Here is a 26,218-nt window from a genome sequence, read left to right as displayed (position 1 = left end):
AAGACGAAGCAGCGGCTGCCAAAGCGCCCCCGCGCAACTGCGCGCCGCAAGAAGTCGAGCAAGGCCCCGCGCCGCCGCCTCATCGTCCGACTTCCCGCTGCAATCCTGCTCCTCCTCGCCGCCGCGCTTGCGGGTGCGGAGTTTCTGCCACGCTTTGTTGATCTCGCCAGGGTTTCGCAGACGCGACCCTGGACGGACCTCGTGGCTGGCTGGCGCTATTTTTACGACCTGCAGGCCCTGCTGGCCGGTCCGGGCGCCCTCCAGGTTTTCGTGGCGGTCGCGGCCCTTGGTCTCCTCATAGCAGCCGTCCGCAGCGCAAGGCGGAGACGAAGAAGCGACTTGCCCGGCGCATTCGCGAACGCCGGCGCCCCGTCCCCGACCAAGGAACCGGCGCCCGGCTCCGAACTGGCCAGTGCGTTGCGTTCCTGCAAGGCAGCCTTCGCGGGCGTTGCAGTTTTCAGCGGCGTGAGCAACATCCTCATGCTGACCGGCGCAATGTTCATGTTGGAGGTCTACGACAGGGTGCTGCCGAGCCGCAGCGTCCCCACTCTGATCGCCATGGCAATACTGGCCGGCGTTCTGTTTGCCGGGCAGGCAGTCATCGACCTCGTGCGCGGCCGCATCATGAACCGGATCGGCGCTGAGCTGGACGAAGCGGTCGGGGGACGCGTATTCACCGCCGTTTCGAGGTTGCCCCTGTACATCGGCCAGCAGGGAGATGGATTGCAGCCGCAACGCGATCTCGACAACATCCGTACTTTTCTGTCGAGTGCCGGGCCTGGCACCCTGTTCGATCTTCCCTGGCTGCCCTTCTATCTGGCGATCATCTGGAGCCTTCATCCGACCCTCGGGACAACCGCCGCTTGCGGCGCGTTGGTGCTGGTGACGCTGACGGTCGCGACGGAGATCCTCACGCGCAGACCGATGGGCGCCGCGGTTCAAAGCAGCGTGAGGCGCAACAGCTTGGCCGAGGCCAGCCGCCGCAACGCGGAGGTGCTTCAGGCGATGGGCATGGGCAGGCGCCTGCACGACCACTGGCGCGAAGCGAGCCGCGAACATCTTGCGCTGCAACAGCGTGTCAGCGACATCGTTGGCGGTTTCGGCAGTTTCGCTCGCGCGTTGCGACTGATGCTTCAGTCGGCGATGCTGGGTGTGGGCGCCTGGCTTGTGATCGAGGGCGAGGCGACCTCCGGGATCATCATCGCCGGCTCCATCCTTGTAGGCCGTGCGCTGGCGCCCGTCGATCTTGCCATCGCCCATTGGCGCAACTTCGTCGGGGCGCGACAGAGCTGGAGCAGGCTGAGCAAATTGCTCGCCCGGTTGCCGCAGGACGCTCAACCGATGGCGCTTCCGGTGCCCGGGTCGAAGTTGACTGTGGAGCGCATCGCGATCGGTGCGCCGGGCGCGCAACGCATCATCGTGCAAGGTGTGGAATTCAGTCTGGATGCCGGCTCGGTGCTAGGCATCATAGGACCAAGCGGTTCCGGCAAATCGAGTCTGGTTCGCGGGCTGGTCGGCGCATGGCGACCGCTGGCGGGCCGTATCAAGCTGGACGGCGCCGCTCTCGACCAGTGGTCGTCGGAGCGGCTGGGCCGTTACATAGGCTACCTTCCGCAAGACGTCGAACTGTTCGCGGGAACGGTTGCCGACAATATCGCGCGCTTCGATCCCGGGCCGGACCCGCAGGCCATTGTCGCAGCCGCCCGCGCCGCGGGCGTCCACGAGCTCATCATCGGTCTCCCCAATGGATACGAGACGCAGATCGGAGAGGGCGGAACCGCGCTTTCAGCCGGCCAGCGTCAGCGCATTGCGCTGGCGCGCGCGCTGTATGGCGATCCGTTCCTGGTGGTCCTCGACGAACCCAACTCCAATCTCGATGCCGAAGGTGAAATGGCGCTTGCCGCTGCCATCCTCGCAATCAAGGCCCGCGGCGGCATCTTAGCGATTGTGGCGCATCGGCCGAACATTCTCAGCACAGTGGATTTCCTGCTCGTGATGAAAGAAGGCCAGACGCAGATGTTCGGCACCAGGGAAAGCGTTCTGTCGACACTCTTGCCCGCGCCACAGACCGTGACCGCAGGCCTGCAGCCGGTTTTCAAGCTCACCCCGACACCGCGTTGATGGCTGACCCGGAATGGAAATGGGGAAATGACAGCTGCCCTTTCGAACGTGTCGCTTTTGAACCGACGGTCGATCCGTCGCAATCTCCTGGGTGGCACGACCATCGTCGCATTGCTCGTCGGCGGAATGGGAGTCTGGGCCGGGACGGTGGATGTTTCGGGAGCGGTGATTTCGCACGGCACGGTGGTCGTCGACAGCAGCGAAAAGAAGGTTCAACACCCGACCGGCGGTGTGGTCGGCAAGATTTTTGTGCGCGACGGCGACCGCGTCAGGGCCGGAGACGTTCTGGTCCAGCTCAGCGACACCGTTCCGCGTGCCAGCCTGGCCTACGTGACGAAGAACCTGGATGAGCTCTATGCGCGAAAATCCCGGCTCGAGGCCGAGCGTGACGGCAGCGAGCGCATCACGCTTGCTCCGATGCTCGTCGCGAGAATGAACGACCCTGAGATAGCTGCCACGGTGGCGAGCGAACAGCGGCTGTTCGAGCTTCGTCGAACCGAGGTGTCTGGCAACAAGGCGCGCCTGCGCGAACGCATCGAGCAGTTCGGGAAGCAGATCGAAGGCTATTCGGCGCAGGAATCGGCAAAGACGAAGGAGATCAAGCTGATCAACGACGAGCTCGTCGACATACGCAGTCTTGTCGAAATGAAACTCACCCTGAAATCGAAGCTGACCGAATATGAACGTGAGGCAACGCGCATCGAGGGTGAGCGGGCGCAACTTGTGTCGAGCATTGCGCAGGCAAAGGGAGCGATCGCCGAAATCGAGCTGCAGATCCTGCAGCTGGACAAGGAGTTTTCCAGCGAGACCGGGAGCGATCTGCGCGATGTCGAGGCCAAGATCGCCGAGTTCGAGGAGCGCAAGGTCGCCGCCGAGGACCAGCTGTCGCGCATTGATATTCGCGCCCCCGCCAGCGGCACGGTCCATCAATCCGCAGTCCATACCGTTGGCGGCGTGATTGGCGCGGGGGATCCGATCATGCTGATCGTGCCCGACACCGATGCTCTCGCGGTCGAGGTAAAGGCCGCACCTCAGGACATCGATCAGCTCTCGATCGGTCAGCGCGCGCTTCTTCGATTCACGGCTTTCAACGTCCACACCACGCCCGAAACGGAAGGTATGGTCTCCATGATCGCGGCAGACGTGACGCGCGATCAGCATACCAACGAAATCTACTACACGGTGCGCATCACCCCCGACCCCCAGGAGCTGAAGAAGCTTGGAGCGCTCTCGCTGGCGCCCGGCATGCCGGTGGAAGCGTTCGTACGGACTGGCGACCGCAAGGTGCTCTCATACCTGATGAAGCCTTTGACGGACCAGATGATGCGTGCGTTCAGAGACCAGTAGCAGCGCGTTGTCGTGCGCATCCGTGCATCCTGGTTGACCTTTAGCGATAGGGGCTTGTCATGACGACAGCAGAGTTGAAACCTCCGATTTTTCTGATTGGCAACTACCGGTCGGGCACCACCATCACGCAGAAATTGATCGGGCTGCACCCGGATGTCGTCACCTGGTACGAGCCAAAAACATTGTGGCTCTATGCCGATCCGGCGCGCCGGCATGACGAATTTGTCAAAGCCGATGCCAGCGAGAAGGTCGTGCGCTACATTCGCAACCGGTTCCTCGACTATCAGCTGCGGAACGGCAACCGGCAAATCATGGAAAATACGCCCGCCAACGTCTTGCGCGTGCCATTTATCCACCAGATATTCCCAGAAGCTATATTTCTATATATTACAAGGAATCCGTTTTCCTATATAAGCTCCATGGAACTTAAGTGGCAGCGCGCAAAAAGTTTCAAAGGTCTTCTGCGACTATTGAAAGAAACGCCGGCCACACAAGTCCATTACTACGTGGGAGACGTCGTAAAGCAGATAGTCGCCAAGAGGATACTACACAGAAAATACACGTCGATCTACGGACCGCGCTACAAGGGAATAGATCGGGATTTGCAGGAGCATCAAAAATTGACAGTGATCGCGCGCCAGTGGGCGCGCGGCAATCGAATGGCCCGAGAGGATCTCGCCAGGCTGGGCGAAGGCCGCGTGCTGTCGTTTCGCTATGAGGATCTGATACAGGATCCCGAGTTGGTCTTGCGCCGTATCTATGAACATTGCGGGCTGCATTGCTCTGACGACATCCTTCGCGTGGCGAAGGAGATGATCGATCCCGGCCGCCAGCAGAAGTGGCTGCGCCTGGATGCGAACGAACTGGCGGCGATCATCCCCGAGGTGCGGGATGAGATGGGATTCTACCGCTACGAGATCCCCCCGTCCCTTCTCGTCGGGCATGGCTCGCGGCCCACGCGGGCGCCGTTGGCGTTTCAGCATGGCCATCCGAATATCCCCTCCCCCCGCTGAGCGGTTCCGGGGAGATGCATGGCCGCCCTTCTTTGGTCGGTCGAGTAAGCAAGGCGGCATGTGGAGATTGGCGTGAGCGACATCCGGCGCGGGCTGGCAAAACGCAGTGTCGTAGGCATGTTCTGGACGGGCCTGTCCATGGGCGCCTTGGCGGTTGCCGAGCTTGTCGCCCTCGTCCTCCTGGCCCGGTTGCTCTCGCCCAACGAGTTCGGTCTCTACTCCGCGGCACTGATCGTCATCAAGTTTTCGGCCATCTTCCAGGGCCTCGGCATCACGCCTGCGATCGTGCAGCGACCTGTACTGGAGGAGCGGCATCTCCGGGTCGGATATACCCTGTCGCTCTTCCTTGGGCTTACCGTAACCGCTTTGGTATGGGCGTTGGCACCCGCTATTGCCGGTCTTCTTCGCCTGCCCGAGCTCACTCCGATCGTGCGTGCGGTCTGCTTCATCTTTCTTTTCCAAGGAGCCTCCATGGTGGCGCTGGCCTCGGCCCAGCGTGCCTTGCGGTTCCGTTGGCTCGCGCTTGTCGACGCGGTCGCTTTCGCCATCGGCTACGTGGTCGTCGGTCCAGTGCTGGCTTGGCTCGGCTTCGGTATCTGGGCACTTGTCGCAGCGATCCTGGTCCAGCAGTTGTTCCGCACGATCGTGCTGCTCGTCGGCCAGCGGCACCCGATGCGGCCGTTGCTCGAGCGGAGCGCGATTTTCGAACTGCTCTATTTTGGCGGCGGCTTCACCATTGCGCGGGTCTGCAACTACCTTGCCACTCAGGTGGACAGGCTTGTCGTGGGCCGCTATCTCGGCGCCGATGCGCTCGGTGTCTACGGTTTGTCGTCCCAACTCATGACCACTCCGGCGGTGATCGTCGGCCAGGTTCTCGATCGCGTGCTGTTCCCCACCATGGCGCTGGTCCAGGAAGAGCCCGTCAGGCTTGCGCGCGCCTATCGCAGCGCGGTCGCCGGTTGCAGCCTGCTTGTCCTGCCGGCCAGCGTGGTGGTGGCGATCGTCGCGCCCGAATTGGTTCGGGTCATTCTCGGACGGGGCTGGGAAGGCGTGGTCGGCCCGCTCCAGATCCTGGCGTTCAGCATGCTGTTCCGCACGAGCTACAAGCTTAGCGACTCCGTCTCGCGGGCAACCGGAACGGTTTACGCCCGGGCCTGGCGCCAGGCTGTTTTCACCGTCGGTGTCTGCATCGGAGCCTTCACAGGGCAATTCTGGGGCGTGGAAGGGGTGGCGTTTGGTGTCGGCCTGGCATTCGGGGCAAATTTCTTTCTCATGGCGCAGCTGAGTCTCCGCGTGACCGGGATGACGTGGGCGAATTTTTTCCTTGCGCACCTGCCTGGCGTCGCGCTCGCCGGCGTTGTCGGAACCGGTATCTGGGCATTCGTGGACTGGCTTCGCGCCCTCCATCTATCGCCTCTTCCGCTGCTCATCGATACGGCATTGCTGGCGTCTGTGGGGGGCTTGCTGTTGTGCTGGCTCCTGCCGTCGCTATTCCTTGGGCGGGAAGGCCTGTCACTGCTGCGCCTGCTCGCGGCAGTCGTGCCCGCATGGCCAAGACTGAGGCAGGCAACAGACTGATCAGCGGCGGAACTCGAGGTCAGTTCCCAGGATCACGTTCTTCACGCGCAACGACGCCATCGCCTTGCTCGATCATGGGCTCAGCCTGACGCCCGATCGGGCACCGGGAGATTCCGTCGTTGCGGAGGAAATTTACGAGAGGAGACCGACTATGGCTGAACTATTCGAAGCGCGGCTGGCGGCCGCGGGCGATGATGTCGAGGAGAAAGGTTCCGGCTCGATTTCGACCAATGTCGACGATCTGGAACTGGGCTTTGCCAGCACGACCCGCCAGACGGTCGGCCTACGCTTCACCGGCGTCGATATCCCGCAAGGCGCGATCATCACCAGCGCCTACATCCAGTTCCAGGCCAATGAGGTGAAGACCGGCGCAACCTCGCTGCTGATCAAGGGCCAGGACACCGACGACGCAAGCGCCTTCACCAGCACCAGCTTCAATGTATCGTCACGGGCAACGACCGACGCGTCGGCGACCTGGACGCCGGCCCCGTGGACCACGGTGGGCGAGCAGGCCCTGGCCGAGCGCACGCCCGACCTGACGGCTATCGTCCAGGAGATCGTCAGCCGCTCGGGCTGGGCGGCGGTCAACGATATGGCGTTCCTGATCACCGGCACCGGCACGCGCACAGCCGATTCCTACGAGTACAATCCGACCAGCGCGCCGCTGCTGCACATCGAATATGTCTTGCCCGGATCCGGAAGTCCGGTGGCCTTCAACACGCCTGCCGATGCCGATCCCACTGCCAACCAGATCGCCGAGCTCGCCGCGGCGGGAGCGCCGACCGGGATCACCGCTTCGGCCACGGATCCCGACGCCGGCGCGACCGTCACCTACAGCCTCAACGACTCGCGTTTCGACATCAATGCCAATACCGGCGTCATCACGCGCTCGGGCACAGGCACGCTCGACTTCGAAACCCAGTCGTCCATCAATCCGACGGTGACGGCAATCTCTTCCGACGGCAGCACCGCCACCACGAGCTTCACCCTCGATGTCCTCGACAGCCCGGAGCCGATCGCGTTCAACACGCCGCCGGATGCCAACACCGCGGCCAACCAGATCGGCCAGAACGCTGCCGCCGGTACTGCCGTCGGCATCACCGCTTCGGCCTCGGATCCCGATGCCGGCTCGACGGTCACGTACACGATCGACGACACGCGGTTTGCCATCAGTTCCAGCACCGGCGTCATCACGCGATCAGGTACCGGCACGCTCAACGCCCAGTCCGAGCCGTCTGTCAACCTCACCGTCACCGCCACCTCGTCGGACGGGAGCGTCGTCACGCACCCCTTCACCGTCGCCGTCACGGCCGGCGAACAGCCTGTGGCCTTCAACACTCCGCCCGACTCCAACCCCGGCTCCAACCAGATCGCCGAGCTCGCCGCGGCGGGGACACCGACAGGGATCACCGCTTCGGCCACCGATCCCGATGCCGGCTCGACGGTCACCTATAGCCTCAACGACACGCGCTTCGCCATTGATTCCAGCACCGGCGTCATTACGCGCTCGGGCACAGGCAGCCTCAACTTCGAGACCCAGTCGTCGATCGACCTGACGGTGGCGGCAACCTCTTCCGACGGCAGCACGGCCAACAAGGTCTTCACCCTCGCCGTCCTCGACAGCCCGGAACCGGTTGCGTTCAACACGCCGCCCGATGCCAACACCGCGGCCAACCAGATCGGCCAGAACGCTGCCGCCGGTACTGCCGTCGGCATCACCGCTTCGGCCACGGATCCCGATGCCGGCTCGACGGTCACCTACAGTCTCAACGACCCGCGCTTTGCCATCAATCCCAGCACCGGTGTCATAACACGCTCGAGCACCGGCACGCTCAACGCCCAGTCCGAGCCGACGGTTGCGCTCACGGTCACCGCGACCTCATCGGACGGCAGCACCAACACCCACGCCTTCAATGTTGACGTCACCGGCGGCAGCACGCCTGGGACTTTCGAGGCCAGGGTGGCGGCCGCGGGCGACGATGTCGAGGAGAAAGGTTCCGGCTCGATTTCGAGCAACGTCAGTGATCTGGAACTGGGCTTTGACGGCTCTACCCGCCAGACGGTCGGTCTCCGCTTCACCGGTATCGATATCCCGCAAGGCGCGATCATCACCAGCGCCTACATCCAGTTCCAGGCCAACGAGGTGAAGACAGGCGCGGCCTCGCTGCTGATCAAGGGCCAGGACACCGACGACGCAAGCCCCTTCACCAGCACCAGCTTCAATGTATCGTCACGGGCAACGACCGACGCGTCGACAGCTTGGACGCCGGCCCCGTGGACCACGGTGGGCGAGCACGCCCAGGCCGAGCGCACGCCAGACCTCACGGCTATCGTCCAGGAGATCGTCAGCCGCTCGGGCTGGGCAGCGCTCAACGACATGGCCTTCCTGATCACTGGCACCGGCACGCGCACCGCCGATTCCTACGAATACAATCCCGCCAGCGCGCCGCTGCTGCACATCGAATATGTCTTGCCGGGATCCGGAAGTCCGGTGGCCTTCAACACTCCGCCCGACTCCAACCCCGGCGCCAACCAGATCGCCGAGCTCGCCGCGGCGGGAGCACCCACCGGGATCACAGCTTCGGCCACCGATCCCGATGCCGGCGCGACCGTCACCTACAGCATCAACGATGCACGCTTCGCCATTAATTCCAATACCGGCGTCGTCACGCGCTCGGGCACAGGCACGCTCGACTTCGAAACCCAGTCGTCCATCAATCTGACGGTGACGGCAACCTCTTCCGACGGCAGCACCGCCACCAAGAGCTTCACCCTCGGTGTCCTCGACAGCCCGGAGCCGATCGCGTTCAACACGCCGCCGGATGCCAACTCCGGGGCCAACCAGATCGGCCAGAACGCTGCCGCCGGCACTGCCGTCGGCATCACCGCTTCGGCCACGGATCCCGATGCCGGCTCGACAGTCACCTACACGATCGACGACTCGCGCTTTGCCATCAATTCCAGCACCGGGGTCGTCACGCGCTCGGGCACCGGCACGCTCAACGCCCAGTCCGAACCGACGATCAATCTCCAGGTGACAGCGACGTCGTCCGATGGCAGCAGCGCCACGAGCACCTTCACTGTCAGCGTCACGGCCGGCCAACAGCCCGTGGCCTTCAACACTCCGCCCGACTCCAACTCCGGCGCCAACCAGATCGCCGAGCTCGCCGCGGCGGGGGCACCGACAGGGATCACCGCTTCGGCCTCGGATCCCGATGCTGGGTCGACGGTCACCTACAGCATCAACGACACGCGCTTTGCCATCAATTCCAGCACCGGTGTCATCACGCGTTCGGGCACAGGCACGCTCGACTTCGAGACCCAGTCGTCCATCAACCTGACGGTGACGGCGACCTCCTCCGACGGCAGCACCGCCAACAAGAGCTTCACCCTCGCCGTCCTCGACAGCCCCGAACCGATCGCGTTCAACACGCCGCCCGATGCCAACTCCGGGGCCAACCAGATCGGCCAGAATGCCGCCGCCGGCACTGCCGTCGGCATCACCGCCTCGGCCAAGGATCCCGATGCCGGCTCGACGGTCACCTACACGATCGACGACTCGCGCTTTGCCATCAATTCCAGCACCGGCGTCATCACGCGATCGAGCAGCGGCACGCTCAACGCTCAGTCCGAACCGACGATCGATCTCCACGTGACAGCCACCTCGTCCGACGGCAGCATCGCCACGCACACCTTCACCGTCGGCGTCACCGCCACCCAGTTGCCGACATCCGTGACCTTGGCGCACACTATTCTGACTTCGCAGTGGTCACCGCCGAGCCCCGACCCGACCGATATCGTCTATATCTCCCATCTCGGCAAGCTGCTGGTGACCGATAGTGAGGTGGAGGAGATGTCGATTTTCACCGGCAAGAATCTCTTCCAGATGAATCTGAACGGCACCCTGACGGGCACGCTCACCACCATCAATTTCTCGGATGAGCCGGCCGGGGTCACCTATAATCCGGCGAACCACCATCTCTTCTTCTCGGACGATACCGGCACGAAGAGCGTCTACGAGTTGAACCCGGGCAACGATGGGCTTTACAACACCTCCGACGATATCGTGACCTCGTTCAGGACCGCCGCGTTCGGCAGTACGGATGCGGAGAGTATTGCCTACGACACAAACCGCGGCGTGCTCTATCTCGAGGATGGCACAACCCATAGGATTTACACCATCGCTCCGGGCCAGAACGGCAGATTCGACGGCGTCCCAAGCACGGGGGGCGATGATGTCGTGACGAGTTTTTCTGAAGAGGCGCTCGGAACCCCTTCTGACGGGGGCATCGCGTATGATCCGGTCCACGACCTGCTTTATGTCATCGTGTCACGCACCTCCGTGGCAATGGTGACGCCAACCGGGGATCTGCTGGGCACGCTCGACATCTCCGCCGCCAACGCGAAAAAGCCGGCGGGACTTGCCCTGGCGCCGAGCAGCGACGATCCGAGCCACCAAATGAGCCTCTATGTCGTCGATCGCGGCGTGGACAACGACTCGAATCCGACCGAGAACGACGGCAAGATCTATGAATTCCATTTGAACGATTGGCTGCTCGCCTGATCTGACAGGGGAGCGACCGCCAACAAACAAATACCCCGACCGCGGCGTGCCGCCAGCGATCGGGGTATCAAAATTGAAGCGCGCCGCCCGGATCAATCCCCGCGCGACGCGCTTTTGGTTCTCAAGACGCTGCTTCAGCGACCCTGACGGTCAACCTTACGACTGGCCGGGAGGCCCGAGGTGAATGTGGTTTTTATCGCCCCAGCCGTTGCCCGGGCGTGTTCCTCCCGATTTGGCGATTGCTCTGGAGTTCAGGCTGGTGCCGAGCAGAACCGTTATGGCCGGTGGAGTCACCGCCGCAAAACGCCCTGCCTTCTTGAGAAAGTCCCGGCGCGCCTGAGCCTCTGAAACGAGGACTTCCTGCGTCCTTTCCGAGCGTTTCGTGCTTTCGGTTGGCATGACGATTCTCCCATGCGGGTTCCAAAGTATCACAACAGCTTATGTTTCCCGATGCCAGGATACTAGTTCACCAAAAGGCTTAGATTTTCGCGCTTGGAAGCAAAAGCGTACGAGCGATGCGCCGCGCGAAATCGGACGAGCCCCCCCTCGCCGAACCCCTGGCGCTTAGAAACCGCCGCGTTCCCCAAATCAAATTCCCGGCCAGGCGCAACGGAGCGCCGATGATCGGGTGGGTTGCCGTGAAGACGCGCCTCCAGTGCTGGAAACGGACGATCGGGCGCCGCGCGCATCTTGCCGGGATCCTGGTTCCGAAGAAGTGATGCAAGGCCAGGAGCTGGGTATCCAGGGCATTGCGGGCGCTTCGGTCCGACATGGATGCCTGCAGCGCGCTCCAGTCCACGTTCTCGGTCTCCGCCAATTGCGCCAGGTCGTGAAGGTGCCTGAGATCAATCCTTCCGCGCCAATAGTCGCCCTCCTTAAACAGGTCGTGCACGATCCAGTGCAGAGCCCGGGACTGGGCAGTAGGAATATTCACCCACAAATCGTCGTGCTGGACGAGCTTGGGAGGTTCAAAGTCGATCGCCCGGCGCGCCCGGAGTTCCAGCATTCCGGCATCCTGCTCACGCGCCATGCCTCGCTCACCTGCCACCTCGACATAGCCGAGCTCTTCAAGGCAGATTTGGGCGGCAGCCGCTTCGGCCGGCTCCACGGCCAGATCGAGGTCGCTTGTCATCCTGCTGGGAGCCTGGCCGGCCGGCGCAAGGAACAAGGGAACAGCGCCCTTGAGCAGGAGCGGAACGATGCCGCGGCGATTAAGCGCCGCAACGGCTTCGCGCAGTTGCGCACGCAAGCGCAAGTTCCGCTCCCGATTGCAGTCGTGAACGAACCGGAGATATTCGTACACGTCCTGCGGCAGCCGGTGGATCTGGCCGGCGCGTGCGAGGGAGGAGAACAAATCCGGCGTGAGCAAAGTGCGATTGGCCAGGGCGATTACGGCGTGCCAATCGGCCCGGTCGGCCGGACTGCCGCGAAGTCCGGCGATCAGAGCCTCGAGCGCGTTGCCTCTGTGTCTCACCGGCATGCCTTCGTGATCAGCTCTACTGCATCATCGAGCTTCGAATAATTCAGGCAATAGGTGCCCGCCGATCCGATGACTTCGGTCAGAGTGTCGAAGGCGCTGCCACTCAACTCTCGGCCGGGTGCGAACGCCCCGTTGAGCAGCACACGCAATGCGCTGGCCGGGTCGATCGGCTCGAGGCAAGCTTTCGCGTCGCGACCTCGACGAAGCTGGATTGCATAGCCGATTGGTATGGGAGAGGACGGCACGACCTCGCTGGGCACCGCAAACCGAACTCGCCTGCGGTCTGGCCGGCGACAAACCGGAACAGCGTCGAGATCGGGGAAGCGTTCGGCCAAAAGCGGCCATGCTCCTGCCTTGACGGCAGGCGCAAACGGCAGACCAACGCCATGTCCCCGGGAGTCCAACAGGGTCACATCGTCAGATACGAAACCGAACCCTGCATTGACCAGCGCCAGGGTCAACGTAGTCTTGCCTGCGCCCGGGTTGCCGCAAAGAAGCACGATGCGCTCATTTTTGAGAAGCGCAGCCGCGTGCAGAGCAAGTTCGTAGGCGCTGCGATCGAGGACCTCGATCAGCATTTGCCCTTTCACCATGACGGGCAGCTCGTCGGGCGCGCAGGAAAGAACCCAGTCGCCATCCCGGAACAGGTGGACCCGTCCTTCATGCTCGACCAGTTGGAACAGAATGTCGGCAGTCTCTCGTCGGACCTCGAGATGCCGGAACACGGCGACCGCGGGAAAGGCGCAGGCTGCAGGATACTCGATGCGTACGGAAAGGCCCGCGATCGCGACGACCTGGCTCACAGCCTCTCGAGCCGACACAGACGGCGGTGCGTCGGGCCGTATCAAGCTCAGCCGCTGCCAATCCCTCAGCGCGGCCTCGACATGCCTGTTTGCCTCGATCCCATCGACGCCGGCGCGGGCCATCTCGGCCGAAATGGCGCGCGGCGATGTTCCCTCTTCCATGGAGCGCCAGATCTCGGCGGCAGTATCGTTGACGGCGAAGATGGCCCGCTGGGAAGGACTGAACAGGATATTCTGCCCCCTGACGCGTGCCAGCCGTCCCTGGGTCACAAACGTGGCCGGGATATGAGCGGTGGAGCCTGGCGGCGCCGTTCCGTTACCCGCCTCGTGATTCATCGAGTAGTCCTCTCCCCCTCTGCCGGAACGCGACGGCGGTCCAACCTGTCGTTGCGAAACAAGTACGTTCAATGGGCGAAGCGACAAGCGTTTCGGCAGGAGTTCACTTCGCCCAACACAGCTAAGCAACCGAGTGTTTGCCCCCGAGTGCGACTTCTCACAGCGCTTCGTCGGAGAACCGGGCCACGTTCTGATGCGCCGCGACCCATTGCAGATGCGCCTTGTTCCAGTATTCGCGCGCGTCAGCGCCCGTCAGCACCTTGAAACCGGATGGCGGCAGCGGCAATTCCGAAGGAATTGGTTCGTCGGGCAGCCACAGCAACACGTTGTCCCGGCTTTCGATAGCCAGCCCCCAGGTTCTTTCCAGGCGACGGAGTCCACGCATGTTCACCGAAGCCAATGCGAAAACCGATCCCGTTATCCTCAGCCTGGGTGACTGATCGACGGCCTTGATCGGCGCCTGATGTGTGATTTCGCCCTTGGAGAGAAACGGGTGCATGCGAATGAGGGTCCGATCGATCTGCACTGTCTCCCCTGTCCCATCCCGCTCGTTTGAGGCAGGATCCACGCTGATCCCCGAAAAACAGCCGTCGAACAGGCAATCCTCGACAATGCCGCTGAGCAGGTAGTCGTTCTCCACCGCATCATCCCTGATTTCGCTGAGCCAGCAGCCTTTCAGGTGAAAGCCGTCGGCCCGCGCCGCGAAACGCACGCCATCCCAGCAGCGCCGCGCGCGGACGCCTTCTATTGTCGCATTGGCGGTTCCGTCCCTGACCAGCAGAGCCGCGCTGTTGCAGTAGGTGTCGCGCCAATCGGAGGTCAGCGGCACCTGGCCGTCGAAGCGCCCCCCGATGAAATGAACGTCCGGACAGTTGCGGATGACCACCGGGTAGCGATTGACCGGCAGGTCTCCTTCGTCGCAGCCCATCATCGCGCTGGGCTCAGGATTTCTGCTGTTGGCGACTGTGAAGGAAGCATTCCGGGCATCGATTGTCGCCCCGGCTTCGAGATCCCGAAACATTTGTTGTTCGTAGCCGTGCTCGCCCGTCAGAACGAGCTGCTTGCCCTCCGGCATCTGCCCGCCCTCCGCCTGGTACGCGCCCGGCAACAGCGCGAACACGGGAGACAGCCCAGCAAGACCCATGAATGAACGGCGGTTCATCCTCATCCTCATTGACCTGAAGAAAGGGATTGCCGATGCCGGTCGAGACAGGCCGAACGGACCGCCTCGAGAGCTCTCGAGGCCACGGCTTCGGGCGAAGCAAGCCTTTCGATGTCGATGGCCGCCAGCACGCCCATGCGATCTTCCGTTCCCATTCCCCGCTCAAGGGCGGCCGCCATTTCGCGGCAGGCCCGATCCGCCGCCGACCAAAGGTCGGGATCGCTGTCCGGAGATGTCCGTTGCAGCCGCGAGGAGCGATCGCCCCTGGTCAGGAGCCGGTCTCTGGCGATGCCGGTCTCGCTGCGCAGGTGGACAAAAACCATGTCATGCAATCCGACGGCAGAAAGCATATCCAGCCAATTCTCGGATGTTTTTCTGCATCTGCTCTTCAGCAATATGGACCAGAATCCCTGCAGCAACCCCTGATCCATTATGATTATTGAATTTCTTCTTGCCCTCTCATGCTGGATAAATGCGACCAGGCTGATAAGATTCCAGACAAGCCTGATGGCATCAAGGCGCGACACTTGCCTGCTTTCGATGACGAAGCGGGCAATTCGAGCAAGCAACGAGCGAAACTCACGATCTAGCAGCCGAGGGGCGACAACGCCCATTCTGTGTATCTGCCTCTCGATGAATGTTCTTCCTTCCCACGCCACTCGCACGTCGCCTTCCAGCGGGCCGCACCGTCGCAGGCTGTTCGCCAGCAGGCCGGAGGTAGTTGTCTTTCCGACCCCGGGCAGACCAAAGAATTCGACAAATCGAATGTCTGTCCGCAGCGCGCGTGCTTCGACGCTTGGCGGGAGGCTTGCCGCCAGGTCACCAACAGTGTGCGAGGTCATTGGATTTCGGGTGGTACGATGAACTCTTGGAACGCCAATGAAGTCAAGGCGATGTGCGAGGGGCATACTCAACTTCAAGCAGCTGAGACCCGGTCCCGACATACAACCTCGGGGTCTTGGCAAGGCCGGTCTGCAGCGATCGCTGCATGCCGCGGTAGACTATGAGCAAAGCGAGCGGCAGCCAGAAGAAGGCGGCGGTTGACGGCCCGAAGGAATCGCTCATCTGGTTGGCGACCAAGTAGTTCCATACGGCGACCGATGTTCCGAGCACCATGACATTCACTTCGGTCGCTTGTTCGCTCCTGCCCCTGTCGACCAATGTGTGCAGAACGGCGCTGATCAGATAACCCACCACCAGCAGAACCATGATCACCACCAAGGCGAGGCCGGGCACTCCCAGCGTTCTAAAATAATCGATGAACAGGTTGTGGCTGTGCGGAGCGATGTCGCCCACCCATTGCCCTGCGCCCACGCCCATGAACGGATGCGACAGGCCCAGATCGATTGATATCGACCACAGTCGCTGCCGCGAAACGATCGAATGTGCCTCCCCGCCGGAGAGCTGAAGCGACAGCAGCTTGTAGGCCCGTGGGTTCAGGAACTGCAACATCATAAAGCTAGCCTGGAACAATATCGGAGCCGTAACGGTCGCCGCGATCACTGTTACCGGACGCTGCTTCCTTATCACCAGATAGATGCAGTATAGCCCGTAGAACGTGCCGAGACCGACGACCCCAAGAACGAAATTCGTCTTGGATCCCGATTTGACCAAACCCAGCAACCCCGCGAGGAGGCAAACCGAAAGGAGGATTCGGTGCCTTCGAGAAGCGACCAGCTTCGCGGCGACAAGCGGCAGACCGGCCGACAAGGCAATTCCGAGCTGGTTTGCGTGCTTGAAATAGCCCTCCGCCCGATCGGCGAATCGAGCATCGCCGAGGCCAATAACGACAAGGCAGGATGTAACAGCAACCATGATGGCCATGGTCATCCCAATCCTGTCGATTGCCTCAAAACTCCTAGGCCTCGCGGCGATCAATGCAATGGTCGGGATAGTGGCGAAACCAAACACCTGGGCGAAGACAGCGCGCATGGTCCTGACCGGATTGTCCGCGTGTAGCGCCGACAGCAGCGATAGAACCATGATGAGGGCAGATGTTGTCAGCACGGCAGTTGCCAGGGCCGTGTCGGTGCGATGCAGACGTTTTGTCGCTTCGGCGTAGGGAACGAGGCTTACCAGGCCGCAGAACAAAGCGAGCAAAAAGGAAATCGAGCCATCTGTTCCGGCAATCCGCGTGGCGCCAGGGAACCATATCGACACGATCAGCAAAAGGATGGAAGCCTGCAGCATCGATGGACGTCACGCTGAAAATGCTATGCAACAACCGCGGGCCGACGCGCTCTTGCCTCGCCAGGCTGCGTCCGGTGCCCCTGTGTCCTGAACGGCAACGCCAAGAAATAGAGACACAACGTTCAGTCCAGGACGGTGATTCAAGGCGCGCTGCCGCACCGCGGGTGAATACTCCGCGTACCTATTTCATAAGCAGCGTAGGCGCAGCGGGATGACAAGGAAATGAGCGAAAACGCGTCATTGGGACAAGGTGTCCTACGCCTTTTGTGCAAGGGCTGGTGGTGCTGCGATTCCAGTCTGCCTGGTCGAGATCCGGTCCAGCCGCGGCGGGGATTCGGTGTTGGTGCGGATTTGCACATGTGGGAGACTTGGGCGCGGCACACCGAGTCTTTCACACCGTAGGAGATCGCCGTGCTTTGGGGTCTTGTCGCTGTCGGCGTGATCGGCATTTTGCTCGGATTTCGTGTTCGCGCGCCGGCGCTCATCGTCATGACCGCGGTGATTGTGGTGTTCAGCGCCATTGCAGGCGGCATCGGCAGCCTGTTTGCCTGGGACCGTCTGCTTTCGATCCTGCTTTTCGTTGTCACGCTGCAGGGCGCCTACCTGCTCGGCGTCTTCCTCGGCATCGTGTGGCGTCGCGCCGTGACCGATGAGCATTGACGGACTGCGGCTGCCATTTCGTCGCCGGCGCCGGAATTTTTTTAAAGCGGCGATGCCGCCAATGCTCGCTGCCTTCCTCGGCAGTCAGGACGCATGATCGAATCTCATCACAGCGAAGACCGTCCGAACGAGAATGACGACGTCGGCCCCTATGGACCAGTTTCGCACGTAGCGGCTGTCGAGGGAGACACGGCTGGGATAGTCTATTGCGTCTCTGCCCGTCACTTGCCACGCGCCGGTCAGCCCGGGCCGGGTTCGAAGATAATCGATAGCGCAGGCGCCGTAACGTTGCAGCTCGTCGGGGACGACCGGCCGAGGGCCGACGCAACTCATGTCGCCGCGCAGCACGTTGATGAGCTGAGGCAACTCATCAAGGCTCGACTTTCTGAGAATGTGCCCCAGGAAGGTGACGCGCGGATCGTTCTTGAATTTCAAATTCTGCTCCCACTCCTTGGCGGCTTCGGGATTGCTCGCAAGATAGTCGGCCAGAACCTGCTGGGAGTTGGCAACCATGGTCCTGAATTTGTAGCAGGCGAAACGCCTGCCGTTGAAGCCGACCCGAGTGTGAGAGAATATCGCCGGTCCGCCGTCGGTCGCCAATATTAAGAGGGCAACCACAAGCATGATCGGAGCGGCCAGCACAAGCGCGATCGATGCGATGGTGACGTCCATGATCCTCTTGCGCCGCCCCCCAAGCGGACGATGGTTTTGGCCGACGCCTATTCCGGGTCTGCGGGGGTTCGTGTCGAATGCGCTGATTGTCATGAGCTTCGCCAAGGAAAACGGCTGATTTTAGCGCTCAACTTCACGCGGCGGATCATTCCCGGCAAGAACCGAAAAGGAGGTAGCGCCCTATCTGGCGCCGGTTAGCCTCTTAGCCTGAACGCGTATTGCCTGCGCGGTGTCGATAAGCCTTCTGATCAAACGGCGTAACACTGGCACCCATTTTCTGCAGTAGCAGTGTGGGCACCTTCGACTGTATTCGTGATCGACGAAATCAACTGGTCCGGCTAGGGGCGATCCAGACCGCCGACTGAATTCAGGCCCTAGCTCTGATGGCAAGGATGCCGAGAGAATGTCTGGAGCCACTGGTGCCGGATGGGCGAGCCGGCAGCCGTCTGGCAATGCCTGAAAAGCATGCGCGCGCATGCGACGAGATTCGACGAGACAGATCTTCCGCGTCGAAAGAATGCCTGCCAGCCTGTCAGTGGAGCACGCAACGTGACGCCCATTCCGAAGCCTTCGTCCGGTGACTTCCCCGCAAGGCCGGGCGCTCGTCAGTTTCTGGAGGTCGACCATGCGGAAGCACTTGCCGTCGTCCGCAAGCAGATAGCTTTGCTCGATCTTGATCTCTCCGGCCTCACTGTCGTGGCTGGCGCGGCGACGGGCTATCAGGCGGTGACTGCGACAGCCGCGGCGCTCGCCAATGCCGACCGTGTCGTTGCACTCACCCGCGTATCCTCCAGACATCCGAGCCTGGCGGCGGCCGCGGACGCGACGTTGGCATTTGCCGAGTACGCCAAGGTCGCCGAACGCGTGGAAGTGACGAACCGCATCGAAAGCCGCAAATGGCAGGAGGTCGACCTCATCACCAATTGTCCCCAGGTCGGACCGATTTCGAGATCGCTCATCGAGCTCTTGCCCTCTCACGCGGTCGTTGCGCTCATGGCGGAGCCTTGGGAGCTTCGGCAAGGCGTGTTGGACTTCGATGCCTGTGACGAGGCCGGCATCAAGGTTGCTGCTCCAAATCTCGGTCACCCGGCCATAGACCTGATGCCGGAATTCGCGCGCTTATGCCGGGTCCTACTCGAGGATGCCGGTGTCGATCAGCGTGCCTCGAGATTCGCCGTCGTCTGCGACACGCCCTGCGCACCATTCCTCGAACGTATGCTCGCCGAACGTGGAGCAAGAGTTGGTGTTTTTTCGCATCCGGTTCTGCTGACCGATGATGCATGGGAGGTGATCATCGTCGCTATGCGGCCCTCCGCCAAACCCCCAATGGACATCAACAGTCTGGGCCGCATCGCCAGGAGAACGCGCCAGGCGCTGCTGGTGCAGTTCAGCGGCGGGATCGACCGCTCGGCCGCCAGCTATTTCGGCCTCAGGGTATGGCCGCCGAAGCGCCCCAACCGCGGCGAGCTGGGCCTGCCGCTCGAGATACTCGGAGCGGCTCCGGTGATCCGCAGACTGACGGGAGGCCTGAAGGCTGCCGAAGCAGCATATCGCGGTGCGGAGTTGGGCCGCGACAGTGTTGGATTTCTCGTGAAGGCAGGATTCGAGATGCTCGACCGGGAACATGCCTGAGCATCGGCCTGAGCGCATCCGTTTCAAGACCTGCAGGCACCGTCCTATTTCTGAATCTCGAAGGGAGGCGGACCTGAAATAGGTCCGCCTCCACGTCGAGGATCGGCGTGCGTCGTTCTATTGCCAGGCACCAGGCCTGGGCAGCCTTCAAAGCATCATCTGTCTAAGCTTGTAGGCCACCTCAGTGCGGTTCGTGGCTTTCAGTTTTTTCATGATGTTGCGGATATGGACCTTGACCGTGCTCTCGCAGAGGTTGAGCTCGTAGGCAATGATCTTGTTGGCCTTGCCTTTCCTGAGCGCTTCCACGACCGCGGCCTCGCGCGAGGTGAACATTCCGGCGAGCGGACGGGCGCCGTTTGCCGTCGAATGGATGATCTCGCGAAGCGCCAGCACGCAGCTGGCGGGCACGAAGATTCCTCCGGCGCGGGCGAGACCGATGGCCTCGGCAGCGACCTTCACCTTGACGCTCGTGGGAATGTAGCCGCGGGCGCCGCATTCGAGAGCCGCAAGGATCTCCCCCGGCTCGTCGGAATCCACCACGACGATTACCGGTACGGCGCCGACCTCGGAGATGAGGTGCACAAGTTCCGCCCGAACGCTCTGGTCGGTCACCTTTCGGGCGCCGAGAATAACGAGGATCGCGGAAGCCTCCGCCCCGCCGGCGACGTGCTGAATCTCATCAAGAGATCCTACGGCGCTGACGCGCAAAGCCGGATTATGTTCGATAAGGCCTCGAGCAAGACATTCGCGCTCGAGTGCCCGCTTGTCCACAATTACCACCAGACCTTCGGTCGGGTGTCCTTCTTCGAGATCAGACGTGCCGAGCCCGTTCACGTCCGTCAGATGCCCGTTCTGCAACGACCCCGTCGCGTCTTTCCAAGACTCGGAAATTTGAAGATGTCCCATCGCCTTATTTACTCCTCTCCGCCGCCGACTTCGCTCGCTCCCCTTTTTATCTTGACTCCCACGCAGGGCTTGTTCAGCGGCATGAACTGATACGCTGTTTACCGTGTGTCGGGCGACTTGCTGCGAAGTGAGGAATAGATTCAAGGAGTAGTGCATACGCCGGCCCAACCCACGGACGTATGGGATCCCCGCTCCATTGAGGTAATCCAGCCTCAAACGCATACTACGATGCTGTGGAAAAGGCGCATTAATCCTGGTTAACAATTTGGTAATTATATCTTAGGTGGCTAATATGACCGAAAGGATGACAACCTTAAGTTGCTATCACAGGAATTCTGCTCCTCAAAGCTGCGCGCGAGCATATCTCGACCTTAGAGCGAGATTTGCGGTTTGAAGCAAACGGCGCCACAGTTCTGAGAAAAACATTGACCTCGGCTGCCGTGCCCCCCACCCAACCACTGCAGCCGGGGTTCCTTTTTTGGCCGGCAATCGCAGTCTTGTCGGGCCGACAAGTCAATCTTCGCGCGGCCTATCTCCACAACATCAAAGCGTCGCGCCTCGGAAATACGTACGCCTACCGGTACTAGCGTTTCAGGTTAGGCCTGACTGTCTCGACTTCTTCACGCGTGGTGGTGTCCGGCAATTCGCCGGGACCGTCCGGATTCCGTGTCGGGTTTTCGCGCGTGTCCCTCGGCGGCTTTTGCTTTGGGTTGGGGTCAGACGGATTTGGCTTGCGAGCTTTTTCCCGTTTCGCTGGTTTAGGCATCTACACGCTCCCTGCCTGCGCAATTTCGGAGAAACATTGCGGTTCCCGTCAAACAGCAGTTGATCGGTCGCTTTCGGCTGTAGCCGGTGCGGATCGTCCCATAACGTTCAGGTCCAGGCCGAAAGGACCGTCTCCATCTCGACGGTCTCGACCTGTTGCGCGAAGCGCTGATGGTAGACGGTCATCAGGGCATCGTGCGTCGCGTCCGATGAACTGCAAAGCGCATCCGTGACCAGCACGACGCGATATCCGATGTCGATCGCCCCCAGGACGGTTGCGAGCACGCAAACATCGGTTTCGCCTCCCGTGACCACCAGGGTGTCGATGCTGCGCGCGGCAAGTGCCGTCTGCAGTCTGCCCTCCGGCCAGGGCGAATAAACATGCTTGTCGATCACCTGCGCCGGCGGACAGAAGGATGACAGCGGCGGCAGCAACCCGACCATTTCTCGCCCGACATTTTCGATCGTCATCGAGGCCCAGCGCTCATAGTAGCGCCTCCAGGTGCCGGCACCCAGGCCAGGCTTTTCAGCCGGCACGAAGCGCGTGAAAAGGGTCTGCTCGGCTTTCCATTCGACGAGGCTGACGATCCTCGGAAGGACGCGGGTGATCCACGGCGTGGCCCATTCCGAAGGTTCCGCGAACAATTTCTGCATGTCGACGCATAGATGCGCGCAGCGCTCGCCCAGAGGACCATAGCTCAAGCCGGAAGCCGACATCGGATTTCCTGTCGGAAGTTCATGTTCGCTCTGGTGAAGAAGTGCCCGACGCGGTCAAAGCTCGACATTTGGTTTCTGAACTTTGGTGAGGCAACGCCTCGCCGTGCAACTCGTTCCCCTCGACCGGAAACTACAGGTGTGGTCGAACGTTCTACCGAGATGGAGACCTCCAGGATTACGTCCCAACCGGCGATCTCGAGTCCCGAGTTTCCGCTGTCTTTGGATACGCCGCCGATGGAGGCGCGGACCGCGGACGCCTTGCCTGAAGGTCCCTGGCAGTACGAACCCAAATGGGACGGGTTTCGCTGCCTGGCCTTCAAAGGCCGCGACGCCGTCGAGCTTCGCGCCAAATCCGGCAAGCCGCTCGGCCGCTACTTTCCCGAACTGACCACGATGCTGCGCGACCTCGCCGCAAGGCAATTCGTCGTGGACGGCGAGATCGTGATCGAGATCGACGGGCGCGTCTCCTTCGACGCGCTGCAGATGCGCCTTCATCCGGCCGAGAGCCGTATCCGCAAGCTGAGCGCGGAAACACCGGCGCGGTTGATCCTGTTCGATGCACTGGCTGCCCCGGGAGGCGAGATGTTGCTCGATTTGCCCTTGCCCGATCGGCGCCGGGCGATCGAGGACTTCGTTGCCAGGGCAGAGAACGCCGGGCTGAAGCTCTCGCCGGCCACAACGAGCCTCGCGACCGCCAGACGATGGTTGCGCGGCGCCGGCCGAGGTGCCACCGATGGCGTGGTCGCCAAGGCACTGGCCGAACCCTATCGCCCGGGCGAGCGAACCATGATCAAGGTCAAGCGGCTGCGCACAGCAGACTGCGTGGTCGGTGGCTTTCGCTACCTGAGCGGCAAGCGCCAGATCGGCTCGCTGCTGCTTGGCCTCTACAACGACCGTGGCCAGCTCGACCATGTCGGCTTCACCTCGACCATCGCCAGTGACGAGCGAGCGGCGCTGACCAAGAGGCTTGAAGCGTTGCGCGGCGGGCTCGGCTTCACCGGCAAGGCACCCGGCGGCCCGAGCCGCTGGAGCACCGAGCGCAGCGGAGAATGGGAGCCGGTGCGGCCCGAATTGGTCGTGGAGGTCCGCTTCGACCATGTCACCGGCGACCGATTCCGGCATGGAACAAGGCTGGTGCGCTGGCGGCCCGACAAGGCGCCGCGCCAATGCACGTTCGAACAGATCGCGTAGGACACCTACCAGGGAGAGGCGACGCCACAACGGCCGCCACTTGCTGCAACGGGCGGAACCACCATTCGCCTGAGCGGTTTTCCAACTGAGCGAACCGCGAGCCGGATAGGCTTGCAGCATTGGAGAACGAGATGGACCCGCGCAAAAAGCAACGCACCGCAAATCAGGACGAAACCGAGGCTCCGGCAGTCGAGCAGCAGGACTGGGACGCGATTGAGGGCGGCCGGATCCTGCCCGACAGCGTCGCCGTCAACGGCGACCCGCAGGACGATGAAGAAGCGGAGGGAACGCTCCCCGAAGAAGACGACGACAATCCCTATCAGGAAAGTGACGAGGCACTCCCGGACGACGAGGAGGAGCGGGTCCTCGCGCGCGATCCCTCCAAGGAAGGAAGCCGGTTCGACGAGGTCTGAGCGGCCGTTCTTGGCGTCAAGCTGACTTGCGTTTGCCTTGCTTCGCGCCTTTCGCGGCGATGCCCTCCTTGGCAAGGCTCTTGCGCAGAACGTCGGCAAGATTGATGACGTTCTCACGCGGTTTCGGCGCCGCCTTGGGCAGCTTCTTGCCTTTGCGCTTGGCCTCGATCATGGCGATCAGCGCGTTCTCGTATGTATCCTCGAATTTCGAAGGATCGAACTTCGTCGCCTTCTTGTCGATCAGCAGGCCGGCGATCTCGAGCAGGTCCGCCTCGTAGTCCTGCTTCTTCAGCCCTTCGAACACCGTCGCCTCCGAAACCATCTCATTGCGGTCCCGCAGCTCGGTGAGAAGCATTCCCTTGCCGAAGGGCTGGATGAGAACCTCGCGTCCGCGCTGGTAGAGGACGACACAGGATCGCGCCGCCACCCGTTTGTTCTTCATGGCCTCCCGAAGGACGTTGAACGCCTCTGCGGAAGCATCCTCCGCCGGAATGAGGTAATAGGGCTTCTCGAGATAGCGCGTGTCGATGTCTGCGACCGGCACGAACTCGCCGATTTCCAGCGTGTGCTCGGAGGTGAGTTTCAGCGCCTTGATCTCCTCGGGCTCGATCTGGATGAAATCCTCCTTATCGGTCTCGAAGCCCCTGACTTGGTCCTCGGCGTCCACCGGTTCGCCGGTCTCCTCATCCACATAGGCGCTTTTCACCGGCAGGCCGTCCCTCCGGTTCAATATCCTGAAATGGATTTTCGACGCTTCGCTGGTGGCGCCGACGATCTTGACGCCGCATGAAACCGATCCGACCTTCATGAAGCCTTTCCAGATCGCGCGAGGCGCAGCCATCGAGCTTACTCCGTCCGGATGCGCCCGACAGGCGCCGGCGGATCGTCGGTTTCATCGGGATTTGGGCGCAGCACCTCGTCCGGCAGCCCGTGCCGCTCCGGCTTCCTGACCGGCTCCGGTTTCCAGCTGGGCGCCGGCATCGGCGTGTCGCGATCGGGATCCGGTTGTCTGGGGTCAGGCATCGAAGTTGGTTCCGTTGGTCTCCTGCACAACTCATCGCTGCCGGCATGGTTCCGAAGCGGCAGGCAGCGCTGCGCCTCAGATTTCGAGCAGCGCGTAAGGACGGCCGGTCGGCTTCGCGATATGCATGGCGACGTTGTAGACGCTGGCCCCACCAGGGGTCCGGCCTTCATACGAGCCGCGATGGGCATGGCCATGCACCACGGCGCTTACCTTGAAGCGATCGATGGTTTCGGCCAGCCGCGAGGAGCCGAGGAACGGAAAGATTTCCGGAGGCTCTCCCGCCACGGTCTCCGGGACCGGCGCATAGTGGAGCACCACGAGCGTGCGCTTGGCGCGCACCTGCCGCATAGCATTCTCGAGCCGCATTGCCTCGTTGACGCTTTCGGCCACCATCGCCTTGATGGCCGGCTCACCGAAGGAGCCCAGCATCCTTCGACCGAAGCCGCCGACAAAACCCTTCACGCCGACGAAGCCGACATCGTTCAGTTCGATCGCCTGGCCATCGAGGAGATGGACCCCCGCCTGGCGGAGCGTTGCAGCGATCTGCTCGACGCAACCGGATTCGTAGTCATGGTTGCCGAGAACCGCGACCACGGGAATCGAGCATGCGCGCAGATCCTCGGCCAGAAGTTCCGCCTCACGCGGTTTTCCGAGATTGGTGAGATCGCCTGTAAGGACCAGGACGTCGGCCTCGCGCGATATCTCGCCGAACAGGTCGCGGTACGAGGTCTGGGCATCTTCCTGAACATGCAGGTCGCCCATGGCGGCGACCTTGATGACACCGTTGCCGTTTGATTTCGCTGATGTGGCTGGTTCAGGCATCGCGCATCTCTCCAACGCCGCCGACGCCGGCAAACCCCCATTCCTTGACGTCGATCTCATAGTCGACCTGCGACAGCAGGCGGCCGCGGCAGATCTTCATTTTGGGCGACGGCAGCTGCCGTTGCCGCGCAAGCCGGCCCAGCAGTTCGTCGAGCAGCCAGTCTGGGATGCGGTCCCGCTCGCTGGGATAGATCCACCGGAAGTTGAGGACCTGCATCAGCAGCACTTCCCAATGGACATCGAGATAGGCGAGCAGCCTTTGCCAGTCGATCTGGTCGTGCGCCTTGAGGATGGTGTGGGCGATGTCGGCGCCGTCGTGGCGTCCTCTGTCCTGGATGAAGCATTTCGACCAGATGAGCTCCGTTGGGCCGATGATCCGGACCCGGCTGCCCAGCAGCTCGACTTGGCGGGCATGCTCCAGCCACTGATCTTTGACCTGCATTGTGCCGTTGGCCGAGGCAAAGATCACATCGAAGAAGTGCTGGCCCTCGAAGACCTTCCCGAGCCAGCGATCGTCCCGGATCTCGACCGCATAGCCGATGTTCTTGAAGTGCTCGAGTATGCGCGCGCAATCTCCGGCCTTGCAGAAGATATCCAGATCCTTGGTTTGCCGAACCACGCCCGTATACGCGCTCACCGCGTAGGTCCCGGCGACGAGGAAAGGAATGTCGGTAGCGGCGAGCTCGCGGATCGCATGGGTGTAGAACGCCTCCGCCGCGGCGCTTCTCAGCGTTGGCTCGGCTTTCGCGTCGATCACGGGGAGCGATGCTGGCAGACCCGGCAACTCGTCGTTGGTCATCAACTGCTGCTCCGATTTCGGAC

22 protein-coding genes are annotated in these 26,218 nt (G+C 62.1%); 9 read left to right on the top strand and 13 right to left on the bottom strand.

What is annotated here, in order from left to right; translation table 11 throughout:
- Positions 1-339: 339 nt before the first annotated feature.
- The 5 genes from P9217_RS17035 (at position 340) to P9217_RS17015 (ending at position 10,623) form a co-directional block, all read left to right on the top strand.
- On the top strand, positions 340-2,121 hold the full coding sequence (locus P9217_RS17035; protein WP_278087408.1) for a type I secretion system permease/ATPase: 1,782 nt from the start codon (positions 340-342) through the stop codon (positions 2,119-2,121).
- Positions 2,122-2,148: 27 nt separating this feature from the next.
- A complete protein-coding gene (locus tag P9217_RS17030; RefSeq protein ID WP_066992059.1) occupies positions 2,149-3,468 on the top strand; it encodes an HlyD family type I secretion periplasmic adaptor subunit in 1,320 nt (439 codons plus the stop codon).
- A gap of 59 nt (positions 3,469-3,527) precedes the next feature.
- Complete coding sequence (locus P9217_RS17025) at positions 3,528-4,481, top strand: sulfotransferase (protein WP_082954065.1); 954 nt, start codon at positions 3,528-3,530, stop codon at positions 4,479-4,481.
- Between the two features lie 72 nt (positions 4,482-4,553).
- Positions 4,554-6,059 (top strand): lipopolysaccharide biosynthesis protein, encoded by a 1,506-nt coding sequence (locus P9217_RS17020; RefSeq protein ID WP_278087315.1) that lies wholly within the window; start codon positions 4,554-4,556, stop codon positions 6,057-6,059.
- A 151-nt stretch (positions 6,060-6,210) separates the two neighbouring features.
- A complete protein-coding gene (locus P9217_RS17015) occupies positions 6,211-10,623 on the top strand; it encodes a hypothetical protein (RefSeq protein ID WP_278087314.1) in 4,413 nt (1,470 codons plus the stop codon).
- A 156-nt stretch (positions 10,624-10,779) separates the two neighbouring features.
- Here the strand turns inward: P9217_RS17015 and P9217_RS17010 are convergent, their stop codons facing one another.
- The 6 genes from P9217_RS17010 to P9217_RS16985 form a co-directional block, all read right to left on the bottom strand.
- On the bottom strand, positions 10,780-11,022 hold the full coding sequence (locus P9217_RS17010; RefSeq protein ID WP_082980372.1) for a hypothetical protein: 243 nt from the start codon (positions 11,020-11,022) through the stop codon (positions 10,780-10,782).
- Positions 11,023-11,101: 79 nt separating this feature from the next.
- The gene (locus tag P9217_RS17005) at positions 11,102-12,103 is read right to left on the bottom strand and encodes a nucleotidyltransferase family protein (RefSeq protein ID WP_278087313.1); all 1,002 of its coding nucleotides are present in this window, start codon (positions 12,101-12,103) and stop codon (positions 11,102-11,104) included.
- Positions 12,094-13,242: a PqqD family peptide modification chaperone gene (locus tag P9217_RS17000; protein WP_278087312.1), complete on the bottom strand. Its 1,149-nt coding sequence runs from the start codon at positions 13,240-13,242 to the stop codon at positions 12,094-12,096. The genes P9217_RS17005 and P9217_RS17000 overlap by 10 nt, the downstream gene beginning before the upstream one ends.
- Positions 13,243-13,399: 157 nt before the next feature.
- The gene (locus P9217_RS16995; protein ID WP_067320796.1) at positions 13,400-14,404 is read right to left on the bottom strand and encodes a hypothetical protein; all 1,005 of its coding nucleotides are present in this window, start codon (positions 14,402-14,404) and stop codon (positions 13,400-13,402) included.
- A gap of 8 nt (positions 14,405-14,412) precedes the next feature.
- Entirely contained in the window at positions 14,413-15,246 is an 834-nt protein-coding gene (locus P9217_RS16990; protein WP_278087311.1) for a hypothetical protein, read from the bottom strand.
- Between the two features lie 43 nt (positions 15,247-15,289).
- The gene (locus P9217_RS16985) at positions 15,290-16,594 is read right to left on the bottom strand and encodes an O-antigen ligase family protein (protein WP_095826287.1); all 1,305 of its coding nucleotides are present in this window, start codon (positions 16,592-16,594) and stop codon (positions 15,290-15,292) included.
- 411 nt (positions 16,595-17,005) lie between these two features.
- On the opposite strand from P9217_RS16985, the gene P9217_RS16980 reads away from it, so the two are divergent.
- Positions 17,006-17,254, top strand: coding sequence for a hypothetical protein (locus tag P9217_RS16980; RefSeq protein WP_066992046.1), 249 nt, complete (start codon positions 17,006-17,008; stop codon positions 17,252-17,254).
- An 84-nt stretch (positions 17,255-17,338) separates the two neighbouring features.
- Here the strand turns inward: P9217_RS16980 and P9217_RS16975 are convergent, their stop codons facing one another.
- Complete coding sequence (locus tag P9217_RS16975; protein ID WP_278087310.1) at positions 17,339-17,926, bottom strand: sugar transferase; 588 nt, start codon at positions 17,924-17,926, stop codon at positions 17,339-17,341.
- A 549-nt stretch (positions 17,927-18,475) separates the two neighbouring features.
- Between P9217_RS16975 and P9217_RS16970 the strand changes: the two genes are divergently transcribed.
- Positions 18,476-19,558 carry a hypothetical protein gene (locus tag P9217_RS16970; RefSeq protein WP_127213743.1) on the top strand — a complete coding sequence of 361 codons (1,083 nt, stop codon included), beginning with the start codon at positions 18,476-18,478 and terminating at the stop codon, positions 19,556-19,558.
- 147 nt (positions 19,559-19,705) lie between these two features.
- On the opposite strand, the gene P9217_RS16965 is transcribed toward P9217_RS16970, so the two are convergent.
- Together P9217_RS16965 and P9217_RS16960 are read right to left on the bottom strand one after the other, a co-directional pair.
- Entirely contained in the window at positions 19,706-20,392 is a 687-nt protein-coding gene (locus tag P9217_RS16965; RefSeq protein ID WP_245299539.1) for a response regulator transcription factor, read from the bottom strand.
- 945 nt (positions 20,393-21,337) lie between these two features.
- Positions 21,338-21,946, bottom strand: coding sequence for a cysteine hydrolase family protein (locus tag P9217_RS16960; RefSeq protein WP_066992037.1), 609 nt, complete (start codon positions 21,944-21,946; stop codon positions 21,338-21,340).
- 159 nt (positions 21,947-22,105) lie between these two features.
- On the opposite strand from P9217_RS16960, the gene P9217_RS16955 reads away from it, so the two are divergent.
- Both P9217_RS16955 and P9217_RS16950 read left to right on the top strand, forming a co-directional pair.
- A complete protein-coding gene (locus tag P9217_RS16955; RefSeq protein WP_278054044.1) occupies positions 22,106-23,137 on the top strand; it encodes an ATP-dependent DNA ligase in 1,032 nt (343 codons plus the stop codon).
- Between the two features lie 131 nt (positions 23,138-23,268).
- Positions 23,269-23,550, top strand: a complete 282-nt coding sequence (locus tag P9217_RS16950) for a hypothetical protein (RefSeq protein WP_278053341.1) — start codon at positions 23,269-23,271, stop codon at positions 23,548-23,550.
- Between the two features lie 16 nt (positions 23,551-23,566).
- On the opposite strand, the gene P9217_RS16945 is transcribed toward P9217_RS16950, so the two are convergent.
- The 4 genes from P9217_RS16945 to P9217_RS16930 form a co-directional block, all read right to left on the bottom strand.
- Positions 23,567-24,391 carry a Ku protein gene (locus P9217_RS16945; protein WP_278087309.1) on the bottom strand — a complete coding sequence of 275 codons (825 nt, stop codon included), beginning with the start codon at positions 24,389-24,391 and terminating at the stop codon, positions 23,567-23,569.
- Positions 24,392-24,396: 5 nt separating this feature from the next.
- Positions 24,397-24,573, bottom strand: a complete 177-nt coding sequence (locus P9217_RS16940) for a hypothetical protein (RefSeq protein WP_278087308.1) — start codon at positions 24,571-24,573, stop codon at positions 24,397-24,399.
- A gap of 76 nt (positions 24,574-24,649) precedes the next feature.
- Positions 24,650-25,396, bottom strand: coding sequence for a metallophosphoesterase (locus P9217_RS16935; protein WP_067320643.1), 747 nt, complete (start codon positions 25,394-25,396; stop codon positions 24,650-24,652).
- Complete coding sequence (locus tag P9217_RS16930; protein WP_278087307.1) at positions 25,389-26,195, bottom strand: nucleotidyltransferase; 807 nt, start codon at positions 26,193-26,195, stop codon at positions 25,389-25,391. Before P9217_RS16930 ends, P9217_RS16935 begins: the two co-directional genes overlap by 8 nt.
- Positions 26,196-26,218: the final 23 nt, after the last annotated feature.

This window comes from Mesorhizobium sp. WSM4989 (assembly GCF_029625795.1).
Taxonomy (GTDB): domain Bacteria; phylum Pseudomonadota; class Alphaproteobacteria; order Rhizobiales; family Rhizobiaceae; genus Mesorhizobium.
This window is presented reverse-complemented; position numbering and strand designations above follow the sequence as displayed.

Coding starts and splice junctions, on each gene's coding strand:
- P9217_RS16995 (WP_067320796.1), bottom strand. CDS start 14,404: ATGAACCGCCGTTCATTCATGGGTCTTGCTGGGCTGTCTCCCGTGTTC.
- P9217_RS17015 (WP_278087314.1), top strand. CDS start 6,211: ATGGCTGAACTATTCGAAGCGCGGCTGGCGGCCGCGGGCGATGATGTC.
- P9217_RS16930 (WP_278087307.1), bottom strand. CDS start 26,195: ATGACCAACGACGAGTTGCCGGGTCTGCCAGCATCGCTCCCCGTGATC.
- P9217_RS16960 (WP_066992037.1), bottom strand. CDS start 21,946: ATGTCGGCTTCCGGCTTGAGCTATGGTCCTCTGGGCGAGCGCTGCGCG.
- P9217_RS17010 (WP_082980372.1), bottom strand. CDS start 11,022: ATGCCAACCGAAAGCACGAAACGCTCGGAAAGGACGCAGGAAGTCCTC.
- P9217_RS16935 (WP_067320643.1), bottom strand. CDS start 25,396: ATGCCTGAACCAGCCACATCAGCGAAATCAAACGGCAACGGTGTCATC.
- P9217_RS17025 (WP_082954065.1), top strand. CDS start 3,528: ATGACGACAGCAGAGTTGAAACCTCCGATTTTTCTGATTGGCAACTAC.
- P9217_RS17000 (WP_278087312.1), bottom strand. CDS start 13,242: ATGAATCACGAGGCGGGTAACGGAACGGCGCCGCCAGGCTCCACCGCT.
- P9217_RS16990 (WP_278087311.1), bottom strand. CDS start 15,246: ATGACCTCGCACACTGTTGGTGACCTGGCGGCAAGCCTCCCGCCAAGC.
- P9217_RS16950 (WP_278053341.1), top strand. CDS start 23,269: ATGGACCCGCGCAAAAAGCAACGCACCGCAAATCAGGACGAAACCGAG.
- P9217_RS16985 (WP_095826287.1), bottom strand. CDS start 16,594: ATGCTGCAGGCTTCCATCCTTTTGCTGATCGTGTCGATATGGTTCCCT.
- P9217_RS16940 (WP_278087308.1), bottom strand. CDS start 24,573: ATGCCTGACCCCAGACAACCGGATCCCGATCGCGACACGCCGATGCCG.
- P9217_RS17005 (WP_278087313.1), bottom strand. CDS start 12,103: ATGCCGGTGAGACACAGAGGCAACGCGCTCGAGGCTCTGATCGCCGGA.
- P9217_RS16975 (WP_278087310.1), bottom strand. CDS start 17,926: ATGGACGTCACCATCGCATCGATCGCGCTTGTGCTGGCCGCTCCGATC.
- P9217_RS16955 (WP_278054044.1), top strand. CDS start 22,106: ATGGAGACCTCCAGGATTACGTCCCAACCGGCGATCTCGAGTCCCGAG.
- P9217_RS16945 (WP_278087309.1), bottom strand. CDS start 24,391: ATGGCTGCGCCTCGCGCGATCTGGAAAGGCTTCATGAAGGTCGGATCG.
- P9217_RS17030 (WP_066992059.1), top strand. CDS start 2,149: ATGACAGCTGCCCTTTCGAACGTGTCGCTTTTGAACCGACGGTCGATC.